Source organism: Paenibacillus sp. FSL F4-0097, from assembly GCF_038593125.1.
Taxonomy (GTDB): Bacteria; Bacillota; Bacilli; order Paenibacillales; family Paenibacillaceae; genus Paenibacillus_AQ; species Paenibacillus_AQ odorifer.
The window spans coordinates 16,694-35,772 of the sequence record NZ_CP151965.1; the positions used below are offsets into that span (position 1 = coordinate 16,694).

The window sequence follows — 19,079 nt, forward strand, 5'->3', positions numbered from 1 at the left end:
AATGCAGATTCGTTTCGGATTCAGTTTTCAGGCATCAAGCCTGAAATACGCTTAGAAATTCATTGTCACTTCTGGTGATGAACCGAATTTCACGCGGCAGCGTCTGTTTCACAGACGCATGTTTGGTGGCGATAGCGGAGGGGTTCCACGCGTACCCATCCCGAACACGACCGTTAAGCCCTCCAGCGCCGATGGTACTTGGACCGAAGGGTCCTGGGAGAGTAGGACGTTGCCAAGCACGCAAGACCACTGTTGAGTAATCGACAGTGGTCTTTTTGTTATGTATATTTACTTAAGGATTGTTGCAAATTAAATTATGTTTGACAGACTACAGTGTTTAACCCATAATACAATTCATACTAAACATATAAGAATTATAGGGGGAGCGAATTATGTCATACTTTAGTGTATCTATTAAGAAACCGATTCTGTTGGGGGCAATAGCAGTTTTGCTATTGATGTTAATTGCAGGGTGCTCGGGGTCTAATAATAAGGCTGATTCAAATAAAGAGGCACAGGAAAGTGCGAGTCCGGCAACTCAAAGTCCTCAAACTGCAGAACCTGCAACGGGAGGGACTTTCGTCTATGGACGACCTGCTTCTGTAACTTCGCTGGATTTGCATAATCAGATTACGTCCAACAATGCTTTTGCAATCGACAAAGTCTTTGAATCATTAGTCGCTTTTGACAGCGAAGGTGAAATTGTAGATTGGCTTGCTAAGTCACATAATATCAGTGAAGATGGTCTGACGTATACATTCGAGCTTCGTGATGGTTTGAAGTTTTCAAATGGTACGGATGTGACTGCAGAAGATGCTGTTTTCTCTCTTGAGCGGCACTTGAAGGTAGGCGGCCCGCTGGCAATATCTGCAAAGGTGGACACAATCAAAGCGCAAGATAACAAAACGCTTGTTATTACACTTAAAGAGCCTTATACACCATTTATCTCGGAGCTATCTAATTTCTCAAATGGTATCCTTCCTAACAATTTCGGTGGAGTATCCGAAGAAGAATTCTTCAAGAAACCAATCGGTACGGGACCTTTTGTTGTTGAAACATGGGACACTGCAGGTGATCTGACCTTCACTAAGAATACATTCTACTGGCAAGAAGGTAAACCCTATATTGATAAGCTTGTTTATAAGCTGATTGAAGATGACAGCCAAGCGATTAACCAGCTGAAGGCTGGAGAAGTTAATGCTATTGAATCTTTGGCTCTGCAAAATGCCAATGAGATTAAAGATGGGGCTGACACTAAAGTAGTTACTAACGGTAGTTGGGTGACAGAGCAATTGTTCTTTAATACGTTGGATGAACATTTTTCTGATGTGCATGTCCGTCGCGCTCTGGCGCTGGCGCTTGATCGTGAGGGCTTGACCAAGGCGCTAACCTTTGGTTATGCACAAACAGCAAACTCATTGCTGCCAACAACGATTCCTTATAACGCAAATGATACAATCAAAGCACTGAACTTTAATATCGAAGCAGCCAAGGAGGAGCTTGCAAAATCTGCCTTCCCTAATGGCTTCACTACCAAATTACTTGTAGCATCCGGTAATAGCACAAGAGCTCAAGAGGCACAAATTATTCAGGCAGCGGGTCAAACGATCGGGATTAAGATTGAGATTGAATCGATTGAACTTGCCACTTTCCGTGAACGTTTCTTCGCATATGATTTTGCGGCAATGCTGAACAGCGGTCAGGCGGATTCCCCTGAAGCGAACTCAATTATTGCTTTCCAAACTGATCCGGAAGGCTTCAGCAAATCATATTGGACGCATTATACAAATAATGAAGTTACGAAGCTTCTATATGAGGGACAAAAAACTGCGGATGGCGATGAACGTGCACAAATCTATACTAAGCTGCTGCAGACCCTTGCTGATGAAGTTCCGTATATTCCGCTTTACTATCCAGATGTTTTAAAAGGTATTCGTTCTTCAGTTGACGGTCTCGTTGTTCTACCGAACGGCAGTGCCCGTTTCGAAGATGTCCGCATCAGCCAATGATGAATCTTAAGCAGGCGTTAAATCAACCGAAAGGAAGCAAGGGTTCTTATAACTGGCTTGTGATATCTCTTATAAAAGCATTGGCAGTGATCTTCTGTGTAATGATAGCAGTCTTTTTCATCATTCGAATCGTGCCGGGAGATCCAGCAAAAATGATTTTGGGAGAATACAGCACCCCTGAGGCGCTCAAGAGTATGCATCATACTCTTGGGCTGGACCTCCCTTTATGGGAGCAATTCATCCGATTTGTGAAGACGCTGTTTACTCGAGGAGATACTGGAAACTCCATTATTATGGGGACATCAACAAGAGAGTTGATTACACAACGGGCCCCTGTTACTTTGCTGCTCATCGTGATGGCTTGTGTGTTGGCGATTTTTGTATCTCTTCTGCTCGCTACGGTAGCCGCTACGCATAAGGATAAACTGCTGGACCATTTGATACGTATTTTTCCTACAATTACTCTAGGTATGCCAATCTTCTGGGTTGGCTTACTTTTAATTTTGCTCTTTAGTGTCCGGCTTGGCTGGTTCCCTGTTGGGGGAGTAAGTGAAGGGTGGGTCGGAACCTTGCATAGTCTTGCACTTCCAGCAATCACTGTTGCTTTTTCACAGGTTCCTACGCTTGTTCGTTCATTAAGAGCGCAGATGCTTGAAGTGTTAGAATCGGATTTTGTAGTCACCCTTAAGGCTGCGGGCATACCAAACAGGGTTATTTTATTTAAACATGTGCTGCGCAACTCTGCTCTTCCTACGCTAATGCTGCTGGGTGTGAATATTTCTTATTTAATCGGAGGCACCTTGGTCGTTGAGCAGGTATTTGGAATTAAGGGAATTGGCAGCTTATTGTTCACTTCAATTTCGAAACGGGACTTTCCGGTTATTCAAGGAATAGCACTTTACTGTGCGCTATCTGTTGTGATCATCAGTCTCTTGATTGAAATCATTTCCTGGTGGCTTGATCCCAGAACGAAAGGAAAACAATGAAAACTATAAGACTAGACTCGCGATTGTATGAAGACGGTAAGGTAACAAGCGGCTTAAAGCGAATATGGAATACCCCTTCACTTTTAGTGGGAATTATTATGTTTGCAGCTCTTATTCTCTTGACTGTGTTTATACCTTATATAAGTCCTTATGACCCCTCTGAGCAAAATTTGAGTGCCTTTTTACAGCCTCCGTCAGCCGAACATTGGTTGGGAACTGATCAGTTAGGGCGTGATTTGTTTACTAGACTGATCTATGCAGCGAGGACTGATTTGAAAATCATGGTCTTGGCAGAAATCATTCCCTTTTGCACAGGTGTATTTCTAGGAATGCTGGCAGGATATTACGGCAAATGGATCGATACAGTTATTACGCTGTTGTCAGATACATTCATCGCCTTTCCTTTTTATCTGATCGTTATTATCGTTGCTTTTGCTAGTGGAGCAGGAGAACGAGGCATTTATATTACTTTTATCTTTGTAGGATGGATTGTCTTTGCCCGTGTCGTCAGAGGTCTTAGTGCTTCTTTTCGCAATCAGGAATGGGTGGCATCCGCTCAAACCTTAGGGCTACCTGGAGTGAAAATTATTTTACGTCATCTCCTGCCTAATGTACTTCCGCAAGCCGTGGTCGTCCTTATGACAGATATGATTGGATTGCTTGTTGCCATTGTTACGCTCGGGTATCTTGGTATCGGCATTACACCGCCAACTCCTGACTGGGGGACAATGATTTCAGATGGACAGCCCTTCATCACTACAGCTTGGTGGCTCTCGGCCGTGCCGGGATTTGCAGTGGTGTATACGGGGATAGCTTTGTCGCTCCTAGGTGATGGTTTGGCAGACATATGGAGGAAAAAATGATGTCTATACAACCCATTTTAGAAATAGAGGCGCTATCGCTGGCAGCTAAGTCAAATGAGAGATTGGTCAATAATGTTAGTTTTTCGCTGGGTAAAGGGGAGAGTCTGGGATTAGTAGGTGAATCGGGATCAGGAAAATCACTTACACTGCGTGCAATTTTAGGCTTGCTTCCAAATGGTGTTGAACAGACTGGTGGCACCATTAAAAGTGCCGTAAGCAGTGCAATGGTATTTCAAGATCCAAGAGGTGCGCTTGATCCGCTCTGTACGGTTGTCAAACAACTGGCTGAAGTTGTGTATTACAGACAGAGAGTAAGCCGTAAGACCTCGCGGGTAATTGCACTGGAACTGCTCGAAAGGCTTGGTCTCCCCGATTCATTGAAGAAAAAGGACCGGTATCCGAGTCAGCTGTCAGGCGGTCAGTGTCAACGGGTAGTCATCGCTCTGGCACTGGCGTGCAAGCCAGGCATACTTCTCTGTGATGAACCGACAACGGCGCTGGACGTCACGGTTCAACGGCAAATTATTGAGACGATCACGAGCCTCCAGCATGAGCTCAGTTTTGCCATGGTATTTGTTACGCATAACCTAGCGATTGCAGCAAACTTGTGTTCACGGCTATGTGTAATGAAACAGGGACAGATTGTTGAGCAGGGCAATACCCTTGATATTTTGCAAAATCCGAAAGACCCTTACACACAGATGCTGATTGATTCGGTGCTTCCTTTGCCAGAGCTTGAAAGGAGTAGAGAATCATGAAATTAGCCTTGCAAATAAAAGATTTAACTGTTGATTATGGCGGCTTTACTGCACTGGATCGTATCAATCTGAATCTTGAGCAGCACACCACCCTTGGGCTTGTTGGAGAATCCGGATCAGGGAAATCTACGCTGGCGCGAGTAATTGCTGGACTGATTGCCCCAAATGAGGGGCAGATTCTGTTGGGTACCCAAGAATTAAAAAAGAAAAGAAGCCGTGAGCAGCACAAAACAATCCAGATGATATTCCAAAATCCAGATGCTTCGCTAAATCCTAAACATTCGATTAGGCAAATTCTTTCCGAGCCCTTATTGTTTCATAAGATAGTGGGGCGTACAGGTGTTGAACAAAGATGCAAAGAGCTTTTGAATCAAGTTCATTTAGAACAGAAGGCCTTAGACAAATTCCCACATGAATTTTCCGGCGGCCAGCGTCAACGGATAGCGATCGCTCGTGCATTAAGTGTTGAGCCAAGCATCCTGATCGCGGATGAACCTACAAGTGCGTTGGATGTATCTGTGCAGCTTAGTGTGCTCGAACTGTTTAATACGCTGAAGGCTGAGCTTAATCTCACCATGCTTTTTATTTCTCATGATCTAGGTGTAATCAATGCAATTAGTGATACGGTAGCAGTTATGCGGCAAGGAAAGCTCGTGGAGCAGAGTCCGCGGGACCAATTCTTCATCCGTCCTAAACATGAATACAGTTATGAGCTGTTGTCAGCGGTTCCGAAAATGCCAAAATAAAGTACATCAGGAGGTTTTCTTATGAACCGAGAACATAAAGGATACGTGCCACTTTCACTGGCTGAGTACAATAAGCTAACACATTTAATTTCCAAAGTTTTGTTTACTGAGCACCCTCCAGTTATCATCCCGGCTGAGGCAATCCTTGGAATCGAGGCGGTAGCCGCCGGAATAGCTGCACCTGGTCGAACCATTGTAAATATAGTAACAGGTCCCTATGGAAGTTTATTTGGAAAATGGCTTGAGCGGGGTGGAGCAACGGTTGTTGAAGTAAAGGTTCCTTTTGATGAAGTGGTCACTAGCGACCAAGTTGCTTCCGCAATTAAGGAGTTTAAACCTTGTGCCCTTTCTTTTGTTCAAGCTGAAGTGGTTACTGGAGGCTCTAATCCTGCTAAAGAAATATTTGAAATTGCAAAAGAATTCAATCTTATTACTGTGTCGGACTCCGTATCTGCGGTTGGGGGAGAGGCCCTGCTGGTGGATGAATGGTCCGTTGATTTTGCAGTTATAGGTGCGCAAAAAGCCTTAGCTGGACCCAACGGTGTTAGTGCCGTAAGTATTTCTCCACGTGGCTGGGAATTTCTTGAGTCGAATGAAAATGCTCCACGCAATTCTATTTTATCCTTGCTGGATCTGAAACCATCACTGGGAGACGCCGCGCCACTGCGGGTTGCCCCAAACATTCCTACGCTGGAGGCTAGAGCCTTGATTCAAGCTTTGACACGAATTGAAGAAGAAGGATTGGATCAAGTAATCAAACGCCATGAGCGAGCCGCAGCAGCTGCTGTAGCTGGTATTAAATCCTTGGGGCTTGAGCCTTGGCAAAAGGACAGCAGACATTATTCTACGCTGACTACAACGGTGCGGATTTCTGAAAAGCAAGAGTTGCGGATTGAGCAGCCTATAGGCATTGTGGCTCCCGGAGACGGAGAATTATTTGGCCATCTTCTGCGGATCAACCATTTTGGAACGAATGCTGAGCGGCAAAGTGTGGAGAAGGCTATATCCACGCTTGCCGAACTGTTGAAACAAGACCCTGTTCAGGCATTAGCAGCTGTTCGGCTGGCATGGGGGGAATGAAGATGATCCTTAAGCATCCAGAGCTGCAAACGTTCAATGATATTTTTATAGCAGGTATCGAAGGCAGACGTTTTGATGTCGTGATAAAGGATGGTCGTTTTTCATCCATTACTGAAGCGGAGCCGCATCAAGTGGAGTCAAATCTTGCAGGAACAGATCTGTGGCTAAGTCCGGGTATTATTGATCTTCATACGCATTTAGCTTGGACAGATTTTGACCACTCTGATCAATTGAAGCGCGATGCCAACCAGATCGAAATTATGCAGGCACAAGCTTTTGAAGCTACTCTTAGGACGGGTGTAACGACTGCCCGTGATGCAGGTGGGATTCTGCCGAGCACAGTGCAGCATCTTGTTCAGCAATATCAGCATCCATTAAGAGTGCAGGCCAGTAGCGATATGATTGGAGCAGCAGATGCCCGTGGTCTCAAGCATTTAGAACAACGCATGGCGGAAATCTTTGCTACAGGAGCGGGTTGGATAAAAATCATGGCCACAGGCGGGCTTGGAGCACCTACCGAGAAAGTCGTTGACCCGATCTTTTCCGAAGAAGAGTTCGCGTTCATTGTTCGTAATGCACATGCCCATGATAAGAAGGTACTGGTTCATACCTGGGGTGGAGTGACGATAGACTGGTCCATCCAGGCCGGCGTGGCATCAATAGAGCATGGGATGTTTTTAACTGAGGATCAGGCAGGAAGACTTGCTAACTCGGGGGTAGCGTTTGTGCCCACCACATCAATTTATCGTATTGCTGCAGACCCAAAAGGCGTTCTAGCGTTAAACCCGATCATTTGCGACCGAGCTGCCCGAGCTACCGAATGTCATTCCAAGGCCATTCATTATGCAAAAAGAGAAGGCGTTCGTATTGGATTCGGTACAGATTATGCCACACCTGCACTACATGGCTATAACCTTCAAGAACTGGATACATTGATTGATTATGGCTTAACTCGGAGAGAAGCGTGGCAGGCTGCGACTAAAAGTGCTGCTGATATTCTGGGGAGCGGTAACGAGCTGGGGCAAATTGCAGAAGGCTTTATTGCAGATGCTGTTGTTTTCAAAGTGGATCCATACGAAGCGCACGATGCAGATGCCCTTCGAAACAATATCGTTGCCGTAATTACTGAAGCGAAGGAAGCGGAATTAATCTAGAATCGTCTAAGCTTCTTCTAAAAAAACAACTGTTATCTTCTGCAGTTGTTTTTTACTTTCTAGATAATTAGATGATAAGTGGAGGTAGTTATTATAATACGATAATACATAGATGATGCTTTATGCTTTTGATTTTATATAAAAAAACTCTTGCAATGAATCTCTATACATGATATATTCTAAGTCCGGCCAAGAAATACACATGCCGAGCTCGAAAAAGAAGTTAAAAAAAGAGCTTGACATTAAATAGCCGAACATGATATAGTATAAGAGTTGCTGCTGAGACATTAAACGGCGCCAACGAGAACTTGATCTTTGAAAACTGAACAACGAGTGAGTAGGAAATCACGCAAGTGAAATCCAAAATTAGAGAATTAATTTTCTCGTCAGATGTTTCAAAATGAGCATATCGCTCTTTTCAATACTAATTGGAGAGTTTGATCCTGGCTCAGGACGAACGCTGGCGGCGTGCCTAATACATGCAAGTCGAGCGGAGTCATTTTGAAAGCTTGCTTTCGAAATGACTTAGCGGCGGACGGGTGAGTAACACGTAGGCAACCTGCCCTTCAGACTGGGATAACTACCGGAAACGGTAGCTAATACCGGATAATTTCTTTTTTCTCCTGAGAGAAGAATGAAAGACGGAGCAATCTGTCACTGAGGGATGGGCCTGCGGCGCATTAGCTAGTTGGTGGGGTAACGGCCCACCAAGGCGACGATGCGTAGCCGACCTGAGAGGGTGAACGGCCACACTGGGACTGAGACACGGCCCAGACTCCTACGGGAGGCAGCAGTAGGGAATCTTCCGCAATGGGCGAAAGCCTGACGGAGCAACGCCGCGTGAGTGATGAAGGTTTTCGGATCGTAAAGCTCTGTTGCCAGGGAAGAACGTCCGGTAGAGTAACTGCTATCGGAGTGACGGTACCTGAGAAGAAAGCCCCGGCTAACTACGTGCCAGCAGCCGCGGTAATACGTAGGGGGCAAGCGTTGTCCGGAATTATTGGGCGTAAAGCGCGCGCAGGCGGCTATTTAAGTCTGGTGTTTAAACCTTGGGCTCAACCTGAGGTCGCACTGGAAACTGGGTGGCTTGAGTACAGAAGAGGAAAGTGGAATTCCACGTGTAGCGGTGAAATGCGTAGATATGTGGAGGAACACCAGTGGCGAAGGCGACTTTCTGGGCTGTAACTGACGCTGAGGCGCGAAAGCGTGGGGAGCAAACAGGATTAGATACCCTGGTAGTCCACGCCGTAAACGATGAGTGCTAGGTGTTAGGGGTTTCGATACCCTTGGTGCCGAAGTTAACACAGTAAGCACTCCGCCTGGGGAGTACGGTCGCAAGACTGAAACTCAAAGGAATTGACGGGGACCCGCACAAGCAGTGGAGTATGTGGTTTAATTCGAAGCAACGCGAAGAACCTTACCAGGTCTTGACATCCCTCTGAATCTGCTAGAGATAGCAGCGGCCTTCGGGACAGAGGAGACAGGTGGTGCATGGTTGTCGTCAGCTCGTGTCGTGAGATGTTGGGTTAAGTCCCGCAACGAGCGCAACCCTTAACTTTAGTTGCCAGCAGGTAAGGCTGGGCACTCTAGAGTGACTGCCGGTGACAAACCGGAGGAAGGTGGGGATGACGTCAAATCATCATGCCCCTTATGACCTGGGCTACACACGTACTACAATGGCCGGTACAACGGGAAGCGAAGCCGCGAGGTGGAGCCAATCCCATCAAAGCCGGTCTCAGTTCGGATTGCAGGCTGCAACTCGCCTGCATGAAGTCGGAATTGCTAGTAATCGCGGATCAGCATGCCGCGGTGAATACGTTCCCGGGTCTTGTACACACCGCCCGTCACACCACGAGAGTTTACAACACCCGAAGTCGGTGGGGTAACCCGCAAGGGAGCCAGCCGCCGAAGGTGGGGTAGATGATTGGGGTGAAGTCGTAACAAGGTAGCCGTATCGGAAGGTGCGGCTGGATCACCTCCTTTCTATGGAAAATCGTTCTCTGCAATGAGAACATTCAAATCGGAAGCTTAGCTTCCAAAACTCAGGTTTAGGCCTGTTACTCACTCGTTGCTCAGTTTTGAGAGTTTAAGCTCTCAAGTAAGACTTGATCCTTGAAAACTGGATACCGAAACGAATTTGCGTTTTAGAACATCTTTTAGCAACTTGTGCAAACAAGTAAATGTTATTAGTGAGATTTTTCTTCGGAAAATCAAGGTTAAGCTAATAAGAGCACACGGAGGATGCCTAGGCGCCAGGAGCCGACGAAGGACGTGGCGAACAACGAAACTGCCTCGGGGAGCTGTAAGCAAGCTTTGATCCGGGGGTGTCCGAATGGGGAAACCCAGCTGTGGTAATTCGCAGTTACTCATACCTGAATACATAGGGTATGTAGAGGCAGACCAGGGGAACTGAAACATCTAAGTACCCTGAGGAAGAGAAAACAATAGTGATTCCGTCAGTAGCGGCGAGCGAACGCGGAACAGCCTAAACCAAGGGGCTTGCCTCTTGGGGTTGTGGGACGTCTCACATGGAGTTACAAAGGAATATGGTAGGTGAAGAGGTCTGGAAAGGCCCGCGATAGAGGTAAAAGCCCTGTAACCTAAACTGTGTTCTCTCCGAGACGGATCCCGAGTAGTGCGGGGCACGTGAAACCCCGTATGAATCCAGCAGGACCATCTGCTAAGGCTAAATACTACCTGGCGACCGATAGTGAAACAGTACCGTGAGGGAAAGGTGAAAAGCACCCCGGAAGGGGAGTGAAATAGAACCTGAAACCGTGTGCTTACAAAAAGTCAGAGCCCGATCTATGGGTGATGGCGTGCCTTTTGTAGAATGAACCGGCGAGTTACGTTTAACATGCAAGGTTAAGCCGAGAAGGTGGAGCCGCAGCGAAAGCGAGTCTGAATAGGGCGAATGAGTATGTGGACGTAGACCCGAAACCGTGTGATCTACCCCTGTCCAGGGTGAAGGTGCGGTAACACGCACTGGAGGCCCGAACCCACGTACGTTGAAAAGTGCGGGGATGAGGTGGGGGTAGCGGAGAAATTCCAATCGAACTCGGAGATAGCTGGTTCTCCCCGAAATAGCTTTAGGGCTAGCCTCGGTATAAGAGTAGTGGAGGTAGAGCACTGATTGGGTGCGGGGTCCGCAAGGATTACCAAGCTCAGTCAAACTCCGAATGCCATATACTTATTGCCGGGAGTCAGACAGTGAGTGCTAAGATCCATTGTCAAAAGGGAAACAGCCCAGACCATCAGCTAAGGTCCCCAAGTGTGTGTTAAGTGGGAAAGGATGTGGAGTTGCACAGACAACCAGGATGTTGGCTTAGAAGCAGCCACCATTGAAAGAGTGCGTAATAGCTCACTGGTCGAGTGACTCTGCGCCGAAAATGTAACGGGGCTAAACACACCACCGAAGCTATGGCTAGATACGTATGTATCTGGGGTAGGGGAGCGTTGTGTAGGGGTTGAAGGTGTACTGAAAAGAGCGCTGGACACTACACAAGTGAGAATGCCGGTATGAGTAACGAAAAGATCAGTGAGAATCTGATCCGCCGAAAGCCCAAGGTTTCCTGAGGAAGGCTCGTCCGCTCAGGGTAAGTCGGGACCTAAGGCGAGGCCGAAAGGCGTAGTCGAAGGACAACAGTTTGAAATTACTGTACCACCGTAATCCGCTATGAGCGATGGGGTGACGCAGGAGGGTAGTGACGCGGACTGATGGATGTCCGTCTAAGCAGTGAGGCTGATGTGTAGGCAAATCCGCACATCATTAAGGCTAGGCTGTGATGGGGAGCGAAAATTATAGTAGCGAAGGTCATGATCTCACACTGCCAAGAAAAGCCTCTAGCCAGGAGAAGGTGCCCGTACCGCAAACCGACACAGGTAGGCGAGAAGAGAATTCTAAGGCGCGCGGAAGAACTCTCGTTAAGGAACTCGGCAAAATGACCCCGTAACTTCGGGAGAAGGGGTGCCCCGGTAGTGTGAATAGCACGAGGGGGCCGCAGTGAAAAGGCCCAAGCGACTGTTTAGCAAAAACACAGGTCTGTGCGAAGCCGCAAGGCGAAGTATACGGGCTGACGCCTGCCCGGTGCTGGAAGGTTAAGGGGAGTGGTTAGGGGTAACCCGAAGCTATGAACCGAAGCCCCAGTAAACGGCGGCCGTAACTATAACGGTCCTAAGGTAGCGAAATTCCTTGTCAGGTAAATTCTGACCCGCACGAATGGCGTAACGACTTGGGCGCTGTCTCAACGAGAGATCCGGTGAAATTTTAATACCTGTGAAGATGCAGGTTACCCGCGACAAGACGGAAAGACCCCATGGAGCTTTACTGCAGCTTGATATTGAATTTGGGTACGATCTGTACAGGATAGGTGGGAGCCGTAGAAATCGGAGCGCAAGCTTCGGTGGAGGCGCCGTTGGGATACCACCCTGATCGTATCTAGGTTCTAACCTAGTACCCTTATCGGGTACGGGGACCGTGTCAGGCGGGCAGTTTGACTGGGGCGGTCGCCTCCTAAAGAGTAACGGAGGCGTTCCAAGGTTCCCTCAGAATGGTTGGAAATCATTCGCAGAGTGCAAAGGCATAAGGGAGCTTGACTGCGAGACCTACAAGTCGAGCAGGGACGAAAGTCGGACTTAGTGATCCGGTGGTACCGCATGGAAGGGCCATCGCTCAACGGATAAAAGCTACCCTGGGGATAACAGGCTTATCTCCCCCAAGAGTCCACATCGACGGGGAGGTTTGGCACCTCGATGTCGGCTCATCGCATCCTGGGGCTGAAGTAGGTCCCAAGGGTTGGGCTGTTCGCCCATTAAAGCGGTACGCGAGCTGGGTTCAGAACGTCGTGAGACAGTTCGGTCCCTATCTGTCGTGGGCGCAGGAAATTTGAGAGGAGCTGTCCTTAGTACGAGAGGACCGGGATGGACGTACCGCTGGTGCACCAGTTGTTCCGCCAGGAGCATGGCTGGGTAGCTACGTACGGACGGGATAAGCGCTGAAAGCATCTAAGCGTGAAGCCCCCTCAAGATGAGATTTCCCAATTAGTAAGACCCCTTGAAGACGACGAGGTAGATAGGTTGGAGGTGGAAGTGCAGCAATGCATGGAGCTGACCAATACTAATCGGTCGAGGGCTTATCCTATACTTAGAATGCAGATTCGTTTCGGATTCAGTTTTCAGGCGATTAAGCCTGTAACACGCTTAGAAATTCATTGTCACTTCTGGTGATGAACCGAATTTCACGCGGCAGCGTCTGTTTCACAGACGCATGTTTGGTGGCGATAGCGGAGGGGTTCCACGCGTACCCATCCCGAACACGACCGTTAAGCCCTCCAGCGCCGATGGTACTTGGACCGAAGGGTCCTGGGAGAGTAGGACGTTGCCAAGCACATTAAGCCATTGTTGATTTATCAGCAGTGGCTTTTTTGTTTTTTTTGGACAAGAGTGATATTTGAAGGGGAGTACAACATCTGAAGGGGCTGTAATTGAGTGACATTTTTGTTACCGACGCTGAGGTCGATACAAGTATAATAGATAAGTGCAAATAATAAGCAACATCTCTAATACGAAGGAACTACTCATAAATTCTAACTTTGAATTTTCTTGTGTCTTTAGATGCATTGTGGAGGTAAGGAGGATTTAAGGCATGAAACAAACAAGAATTATTAAGATATTAATTTTTTCGTGTATAGTAGCTTTAATACTGGCAGGCTGCGGTACGAAAGCGCCCAGCTGGGATGCTTTTGAGGGTGCGCTAAACGAGAAGAATTTCCCTGTACCCCAAGAGGCGTACTCACCAGACCAGACTACGACAAACGTTGCTATGGATTATGTACGTTATTCTTTACCTGGATTAAAGGAGAAGAATGGTATCCCAGAGGAGTATATGGATACTATTAAGGCCTGGGGATGGGTTGAACAGGAAGAGGAGAATACCGATTCATCTGGTGTTTTTCAGAAGGATGGAGTAACGGTTCATTTAACAGTACATGATGATTATTTTATAGTTATGATTCCTAAAGAAAAGAAGGCCTTAATTAAAGGTCTTAAGACAAAATAAATAATCGCCGTCCTTTATGGATGGCGATTTATTTATATGCGAATACAGGTTAACCGTACTCTATTGAGAGTAATAGGAGGCATCGGTTGGATTAAACTTCAGCATGCCTTCCTTGTTGCGTTGATTTATTTTGAACAGTGTATAGAGACGGGGTAGTAAAAGCCACAAGTGGCAAATAATCAGGGATACTGTAAATGCCGGTGGTGACCAAAAAATAAAGAGAGCTGCAATACAAAGACCAATATAAAAATTATGTAACTGTACTTTACGGAAAATGCGGTAACTAATGTGTTGATCTGGCATGAAGCCAAGCCACGGGATTTTAAATGAGATGGACCATCTTTTTGAAATAGGATGCCCGGAGATTAGAAGTACTGAGCGTGAAATAACATATTGAACCCAGAACATAACCGGAGCAGCTATAATTAAGTAGAGAATACTCCACCAAGAAAGAAAGACTGTCTCGAGCACAAGGACCAAAAAAGGGAGCAAAATATAAACACGCAGCAGAGGTGCCGTTAGATTAATTTTTTTGATTAATTTATATTGATAGAATGTAGCAGCGCCTTTGGTGTTGGATTCCATATAAAATAGACTAACCTCCTCACAGATTCATATGTTCTTAATATCGGCGAATGAAAGCATTTTATTAAACTATGGGCGAATATTCACCGATATGGGGGCAGCGGAATATATATAATACACGAAACGAAGGATATGAAAAAACTATGAAAAGGTTTAAAATGATAGAAGGTGTATCATACTGTTCTTAAAAGAGTCAAGGTGGGATGGTTATGGAACAGCAAACCGGGCAAGCTTGTATCATTTGTGGACAGGAAAAAGAAGAAGGTATTGTGATTGTCTCGCATTTTATTTGTGAGGATTGTGAGGCAGAAATGATCCGTACCGAGGCAGAAGATGCTAAGTACCGTTTTTTTATTGGCCAGATGAAGAAGATCGGATTGCAAAAGAACGCTTAAGTAAGTAGAGTAACTCTGTTAATTGATGCGGATAAGAGAGCGGTCTGGATGAAAGATATAAGGACTGCATTAGAGATATTCATATACGGCTTCCTCGTTGTTTAAGCGGGGGGAGCCGTTTTGCTGTTCAGTCAGATGCTTTTATGAGGAAACATAGGAGTTTTTGAATATTTACGTTAAAATAGAAGGAACCCTATGGGAAGGAATTTAATATGAATAAATTACAACGATGTAGGGCGCCTGTATACGAAATGCTGGAGCAATATAGAATTGTGGGTAATATATCTTATCATGTGCCGGGACATAAAAATGGAGCGGCATATGACGGCGTAGAAGGCGCTGGGTATCTAGATGAGGTTATGAAGTACGATGTTACGGAGATTACCGGCACGGATGATCTTCATCATCCTGAGGGAGTCATTAAGGAAGCACAGGAGTTGGCTGCTGATTGCTTTGGAGCAGAGGAGAGCTTTTTTCTAGTTGGCGGAAGTACGGCGGGCAACCTGGCGCTGATTCTAACGGCTTGCCCCGAGCCTGGAATGATTCTGATCCTTCAACGAAATGTGCATAAATCAGTGATTCATGGGCTTATGTTAGCTGGAGTGCGGGCTGTTTTCGTCGAGCCGCTGATTGATCCACTCAGCGGCTTGGCAGTAGCGCCGGCGGCAGAAGCTGTTGAGGCTGCACTTGCAGCCTATCCTGAAGCCGCCGCTGTATTAGTCACCATGCCCAATTACTACGGCATGGGCAGTGACCTCGCGCCCCTCGCGCGTATCTGCCACGAAAGCGGAGTACCGCTGCTTGTCGATGAAGCGCATGGGGCGCATTACGGGCAGCACCCGGCACTGCCTGCCGGGGCGCTTGCTTGTGGCGCGGATGGCGTAGTGCAGTCCACGCACAAGATGCTCACTGCGATGACCATGGGCGCTATGCTGCATGTTCAAGGGCAGCGGCTCGACCGTGCCCTGCTCTCGCAGCGGCTCGCCATGGTGCAGAGCTCCAGCCCATCATATCCTATGATGGCGTCGCTTGATCTTGCCCGGCGGCTGCTGCACAGCCGGGGCAGCGATGCTTTCACGGCGGGGCTGGCCGCCGTGGATGTCCTGCGGCGCGGCCTTGCCGAGCTGCCGCGCTATGGATTGGTGCAGCCGGTAGAGCAGCTGCACGACGGTACGCCGCTGCATAAGGCGGCGTACGAGATGCAGGACCCCTTCAAAGTCGTCATTTATGACGCCACCGGGGTCCTAGGCGGTTTCGAGCTGCAGCGCAGGCTCGAAGCTAAGGGCTGTGTGCCGGAGATGAGTGACGACCGGCACGTAGTGCTGCTGTTCAGCCTCGGTTCGAAGGCTGAAGATGCAGCAAGGTTATTGCAGGCGCTGCGGGAAATAGAGTCGGAGGATACATCCGAATCACCGCACACCGCTGCCATTTCAGAATCTCGAAATATTTCCACGTGGAACAATTTGAATGTTTTACAAATCTCAGCACCTGTTCCCTTCTCTTTGAAGCCGGTATCAGTCAATGAGGTAGAAAGTATTAATCTTGAACACAGCGTGGGGAGAGTAGCTGCAGAAATGGTAATTCCCTATCCACCAGGCATTCCATTATTATATCCGGGTGAGGTCATCACAGATCAGATACAGCAAAGACTGACTGGTTTAGCTTATGGAGGCGCGAAGTTCCAGGCTTGTGCTGATCCGGTCTTGCAGCGTATTAAGGTATACAACATTCAGAAGGGCGGAGAAGTATAAGTGGGCAAAGAAGGTTTCTTCATAACATTAGAAGGGGGCGAAGGCTCCGGAAAAACAACGGTACTGGGCAGAGTAGCAGCATATTTGCAGAATCGGTCCATGCCCTATCGAATTACACGTGAACCTGGAGGCATAGAAATCGCCGAAAAAATTCGCTCTATTATTCTGGATCCTGCCCATACTGCAATGGATGCACGTACAGAGGCATTGCTGTACGCTGCATCAAGAAGCCAACATCTCGCTGAAGTAGTAGAGCCGGCTCTTAGAGAAGGGCTTACAGTCCTCTGTGACCGCTTTGTAGACAGTAGTCTCGTTTATCAAGGACATGCAAGAGGATTAGGTATGGAAGAGGTGTGGAGTATTAACCGCTTTGCTATTGGAAATCGCATGCCCGATCTAACCTTTTATCTGGATGTAGAACCTGAGATTGGATTATCACGGATTGCGGCCAATCAAGATCGCGAAGTCAATCGTCTGGATATGGAGAGTCTTGCCTTTCATCAGAAGGTTCGTGAAGGATATCATTTATTAATTAAGGCGAATCCGGAGAGAATAGTAGTTCTTGATGCAAACCGCCCTATTCATCTGGTAGAACAAGATATCGTGAGAACTCTTGAAGAGAGAGTATTAAAGGGTTTTTAGGGTGTTTTGTCTAATATAATAAGAGAAGTAGCATATAACTAAGCGTTTGCTTATGAAGTGAGGTTACTACTAAGAACACATTAAGTAGTAATACTCCATAAAACTTTTTTGGGAGGGAATGCGAAGATGAAGTTGATCATTGCAATTATCCAGGATAAAGACAGTAACCGGTTATCCAGTGAGCTAGTAAAAGCCAATTTCCGTGCTACCAAACTCGCAAGTACAGGTGGATTTCTGCGGGCGGGAAATACGACATTTATGATTGGGGTAGAAGACAGTCAGATCGAAGCTGTATTGAACGTTATCCGTAACAGCTGTAAAGTGCGTGAACAACTAGTCACTCCAGTAACTCCGATGAGTGGCACGACGGATTCCTATTTACCGCTCCCTGTTGAAGTACAGGTCGGTGGCGCTACTGTATTCGTGCTTCCTGTAGATCGTTTCGAACATTATTAAGTATAATATAAATGAGCAAGTCATTTACAAAAAAGGGGCGGTAGATAACCTTTGAAGATCAATCCGGGATATAGGCCCTTAAAGAGTGAGCTTCCAAATGCAGAAGGGGCTAATAAGCCTGTTCAGCAGAAATCGTTCTCTGACGTTTTTCAGCAGCAAGGTGAACAGAAAACCAAAGATGAACTAAACCGCCAGATCAAAGAAATACAGTCACAAGGCGACCGTTTATCTAAGTCTATGACCATTCGTGAACTCACCATTTACCGGATGATGATCAAAAGGTTTCTGGAAGAAACCGCTCGTAGAGGCGTTATACTGAAAGAGACACGTGGATGGGATAGACGTGGGCGGGGCAAGCGTTACAAGCTGCTTGAGGAAATTGATGCGGCTTTGCTATCTATGGCAGACGATCTGCTGAATAGTGAGCAGGGCCGAATAGATCTGTTGGGACGTGTTGGAGAAATTCGCGGGTTGTTAATCAACCTTTCTTTTTAAAGTTTTGGGAGGAAATTATGCCTTTTCATGATATAGTAGGCCAGGAGCATGCTAAACGGCTACTCCAAAATGCCTTGCGCAAGGACGCTGTGAGCCATGCTTATTTATTTACAGGACCAGCAGGCAGTGGACAAATGAAGACGGCGCTGATGTTTGCCCAAGCAATTTTTTGCACTGAAAGCAAGGATGACGCCTGTGGCGAATGTCTAGAGTGCCGAAAGGTTGAGCATGGAAACCATCCTGATTTGTCATTGCTGCAGCCCGACGGTGCAAGCATAAAAATAGATCAGATCCGTGAGCTGCAGCGTGTCTTTTCCTATCGATCTGAGGGTGTGAATCCAAAGATTTATATTATAGATGGGGCAGACAAAATGACGGTACAAGCTGCCAATAGTTTGTTGAAGTTTCTGGAAGAACCGCCAGCTCCGGCAGTAGGAATCCTAATATCTGATAATAGTCGTTCTTTATTGCCGACGATTCAGTCACGGACTCAGCGGATTCCATTTAGTCCGTTAAATCCGGATATTATGCTTCAAGCGCTAGCAAGTGAGGGTGTGCCGATCCCCTTAGCTCGATGTGCAGTATCACTCAGTTCGGGACTTGATGGTTGCAGGGAACTTTTGGAACAGAATTGGTTTGCAGAAATGAGAAATCTAGTGTTACAATTAGCTAAGGAGTCCTTAAGCAAGGGCAGCTCCACGGTAGCAACTGCCGGGCAGAAGCTGTTCAAGACTGGGCTCGCTGAACATTTGGATATCCTTTTCAGCATGTTCCATCTATGGTTTAAAGATATGCTCTACTTCCTGTACCGCAAGCATGAAAGTATCGTTTTTATAGATCAGTTAGACTTTATTTCCAGGCATGCCCGTGGGCGCAGTGCGGAACAATGGGTGGCTTATATGGGATATGCAGCAGAAAGTACTAAGAAGCTGCGTTCCAATGCCAATGCCCAGTTGTGTCTGGAGCAGTTCTTAATCCGACTGGAAAGTTAAAGGATTAGCAATGATATATCCTCCGGATGTCGCTTTACCTGGAAGTATCGTTTTAACAGACGAGGAAGGACAAGCATGGATCATCAGGGAGCGGACATGCCCATAGGTT

At 47.0% G+C, this 19,079-nt stretch carries 15 protein-coding genes and 4 rRNA genes; 18 read left to right on the forward strand and 1 reads right to left on the reverse strand.

The genetic code is table 11. The features are described 5' to 3' along the window. Window positions 1-121: 121 nt before the first annotated feature. The 12 genes from rrf (MHH86_RS00060) to MHH86_RS00115 all read left to right on the forward strand — a co-directional run bounded on the left by rrf (MHH86_RS00060) (window position 122) and on the right by MHH86_RS00115 (window position 13,654). A 5S ribosomal RNA gene (gene rrf / locus MHH86_RS00060) occupies window positions 122-238 on the forward strand. A 154-nt stretch (window positions 239-392) separates the two neighbouring features. Continuing rightward, on the forward strand, window positions 393-2,009 hold the full coding sequence (locus MHH86_RS00065; protein ID WP_036682548.1) for an ABC transporter substrate-binding protein: 1,617 nt from the start codon (window positions 393-395) through the stop codon (window positions 2,007-2,009). After that, entirely contained in the window at window positions 2,006-2,995 is a 990-nt protein-coding gene (locus tag MHH86_RS00070) for an ABC transporter permease (protein WP_063829812.1), read from the forward strand. The genes MHH86_RS00065 and MHH86_RS00070 overlap by 4 nt, the downstream gene beginning before the upstream one ends. Then, entirely contained in the window at window positions 2,992-3,858 is an 867-nt protein-coding gene (locus MHH86_RS00075) for an ABC transporter permease (RefSeq protein ID WP_143763191.1), read from the forward strand. The genes MHH86_RS00070 and MHH86_RS00075 overlap by 4 nt, the downstream gene beginning before the upstream one ends. Further along, on the forward strand, window positions 3,843-4,616 hold the full coding sequence (locus tag MHH86_RS00080; protein WP_342479586.1) for an ABC transporter ATP-binding protein: 774 nt from the start codon (window positions 3,843-3,845) through the stop codon (window positions 4,614-4,616). Before MHH86_RS00075 ends, MHH86_RS00080 begins: the two co-directional genes overlap by 16 nt. After that, window positions 4,613-5,362 (forward strand): ATP-binding cassette domain-containing protein, encoded by a 750-nt coding sequence (locus MHH86_RS00085; RefSeq protein ID WP_076142584.1) that lies wholly within the window; start codon window positions 4,613-4,615, stop codon window positions 5,360-5,362. The genes MHH86_RS00080 and MHH86_RS00085 overlap by 4 nt, the downstream gene beginning before the upstream one ends. A 21-nt stretch (window positions 5,363-5,383) precedes the next feature. Continuing rightward, a complete protein-coding gene (locus MHH86_RS00090; RefSeq protein WP_076106941.1) occupies window positions 5,384-6,442 on the forward strand; it encodes an aminotransferase class V-fold PLP-dependent enzyme in 1,059 nt (352 codons plus the stop codon). 2 nt (window positions 6,443-6,444) lie between these two features. Next, window positions 6,445-7,596, forward strand: coding sequence for an amidohydrolase family protein (locus MHH86_RS00095; protein ID WP_076317339.1), 1,152 nt, complete (start codon window positions 6,445-6,447; stop codon window positions 7,594-7,596). Window positions 7,597-8,021: 425 nt separating this feature from the next. Beyond that, window positions 8,022-9,579 (forward strand): 16S ribosomal RNA (locus MHH86_RS00100). 231 nt (window positions 9,580-9,810) lie between these two features. Continuing rightward, window positions 9,811-12,736, forward strand: a 23S ribosomal RNA gene (locus tag MHH86_RS00105). A gap of 129 nt (window positions 12,737-12,865) precedes the next feature. Beyond that, window positions 12,866-12,982, forward strand: a 5S ribosomal RNA gene (gene rrf, locus MHH86_RS00110). Together the 16S, 23S and 5S rRNA genes form the textbook arrangement of a ribosomal RNA operon. Window positions 12,983-13,240: 258 nt before the next feature. Next, window positions 13,241-13,654 (forward strand): hypothetical protein, encoded by a 414-nt coding sequence (locus MHH86_RS00115; protein WP_036678856.1) that lies wholly within the window; start codon window positions 13,241-13,243, stop codon window positions 13,652-13,654. 60 nt (window positions 13,655-13,714) lie between these two features. Here MHH86_RS00115 and MHH86_RS00120 read toward each other — a convergent pair whose 3' ends face one another. Beyond that, window positions 13,715-14,239, reverse strand: a complete 525-nt coding sequence (locus MHH86_RS00120; protein ID WP_036678854.1) for a hypothetical protein — start codon at window positions 14,237-14,239, stop codon at window positions 13,715-13,717. Window positions 14,240-14,448: 209 nt separating this feature from the next. On the opposite strand from MHH86_RS00120, the gene MHH86_RS00125 reads away from it, so the two are divergent. The 6 genes from MHH86_RS00125 (at window position 14,449) to holB (ending at window position 18,970) form a co-directional block, all read left to right on the forward strand. Then, on the forward strand, window positions 14,449-14,634 hold the full coding sequence (locus MHH86_RS00125; RefSeq protein WP_036678851.1) for a sigma factor G inhibitor Gin: 186 nt from the start codon (window positions 14,449-14,451) through the stop codon (window positions 14,632-14,634). A gap of 212 nt (window positions 14,635-14,846) precedes the next feature. Beyond that, on the forward strand, window positions 14,847-16,385 hold the full coding sequence (locus MHH86_RS00130) for an aminotransferase class I/II-fold pyridoxal phosphate-dependent enzyme (protein ID WP_342479587.1): 1,539 nt from the start codon (window positions 14,847-14,849) through the stop codon (window positions 16,383-16,385). Continuing rightward, window positions 16,386-17,027 (forward strand): dTMP kinase, encoded by a 642-nt coding sequence (tmk, locus tag MHH86_RS00135; protein WP_076099910.1) that lies wholly within the window; start codon window positions 16,386-16,388, stop codon window positions 17,025-17,027. Window positions 17,028-17,153: 126 nt separating this feature from the next. Then, window positions 17,154-17,483 carry a cyclic-di-AMP receptor gene (locus MHH86_RS00140; protein ID WP_036678844.1) on the forward strand — a complete coding sequence of 110 codons (330 nt, stop codon included), beginning with the start codon at window positions 17,154-17,156 and terminating at the stop codon, window positions 17,481-17,483. A 51-nt stretch (window positions 17,484-17,534) separates the two neighbouring features. Continuing rightward, a complete protein-coding gene (locus tag MHH86_RS00145) occupies window positions 17,535-17,978 on the forward strand; it encodes a YaaR family protein (protein ID WP_036678842.1) in 444 nt (147 codons plus the stop codon). 17 nt (window positions 17,979-17,995) lie between these two features. Continuing rightward, window positions 17,996-18,970: a DNA polymerase III subunit delta' gene (gene holB / locus MHH86_RS00150; RefSeq protein ID WP_036678839.1), complete on the forward strand. Its 975-nt coding sequence runs from the start codon at window positions 17,996-17,998 to the stop codon at window positions 18,968-18,970. Window positions 18,971-19,079 lie beyond the last annotated feature (109 nt).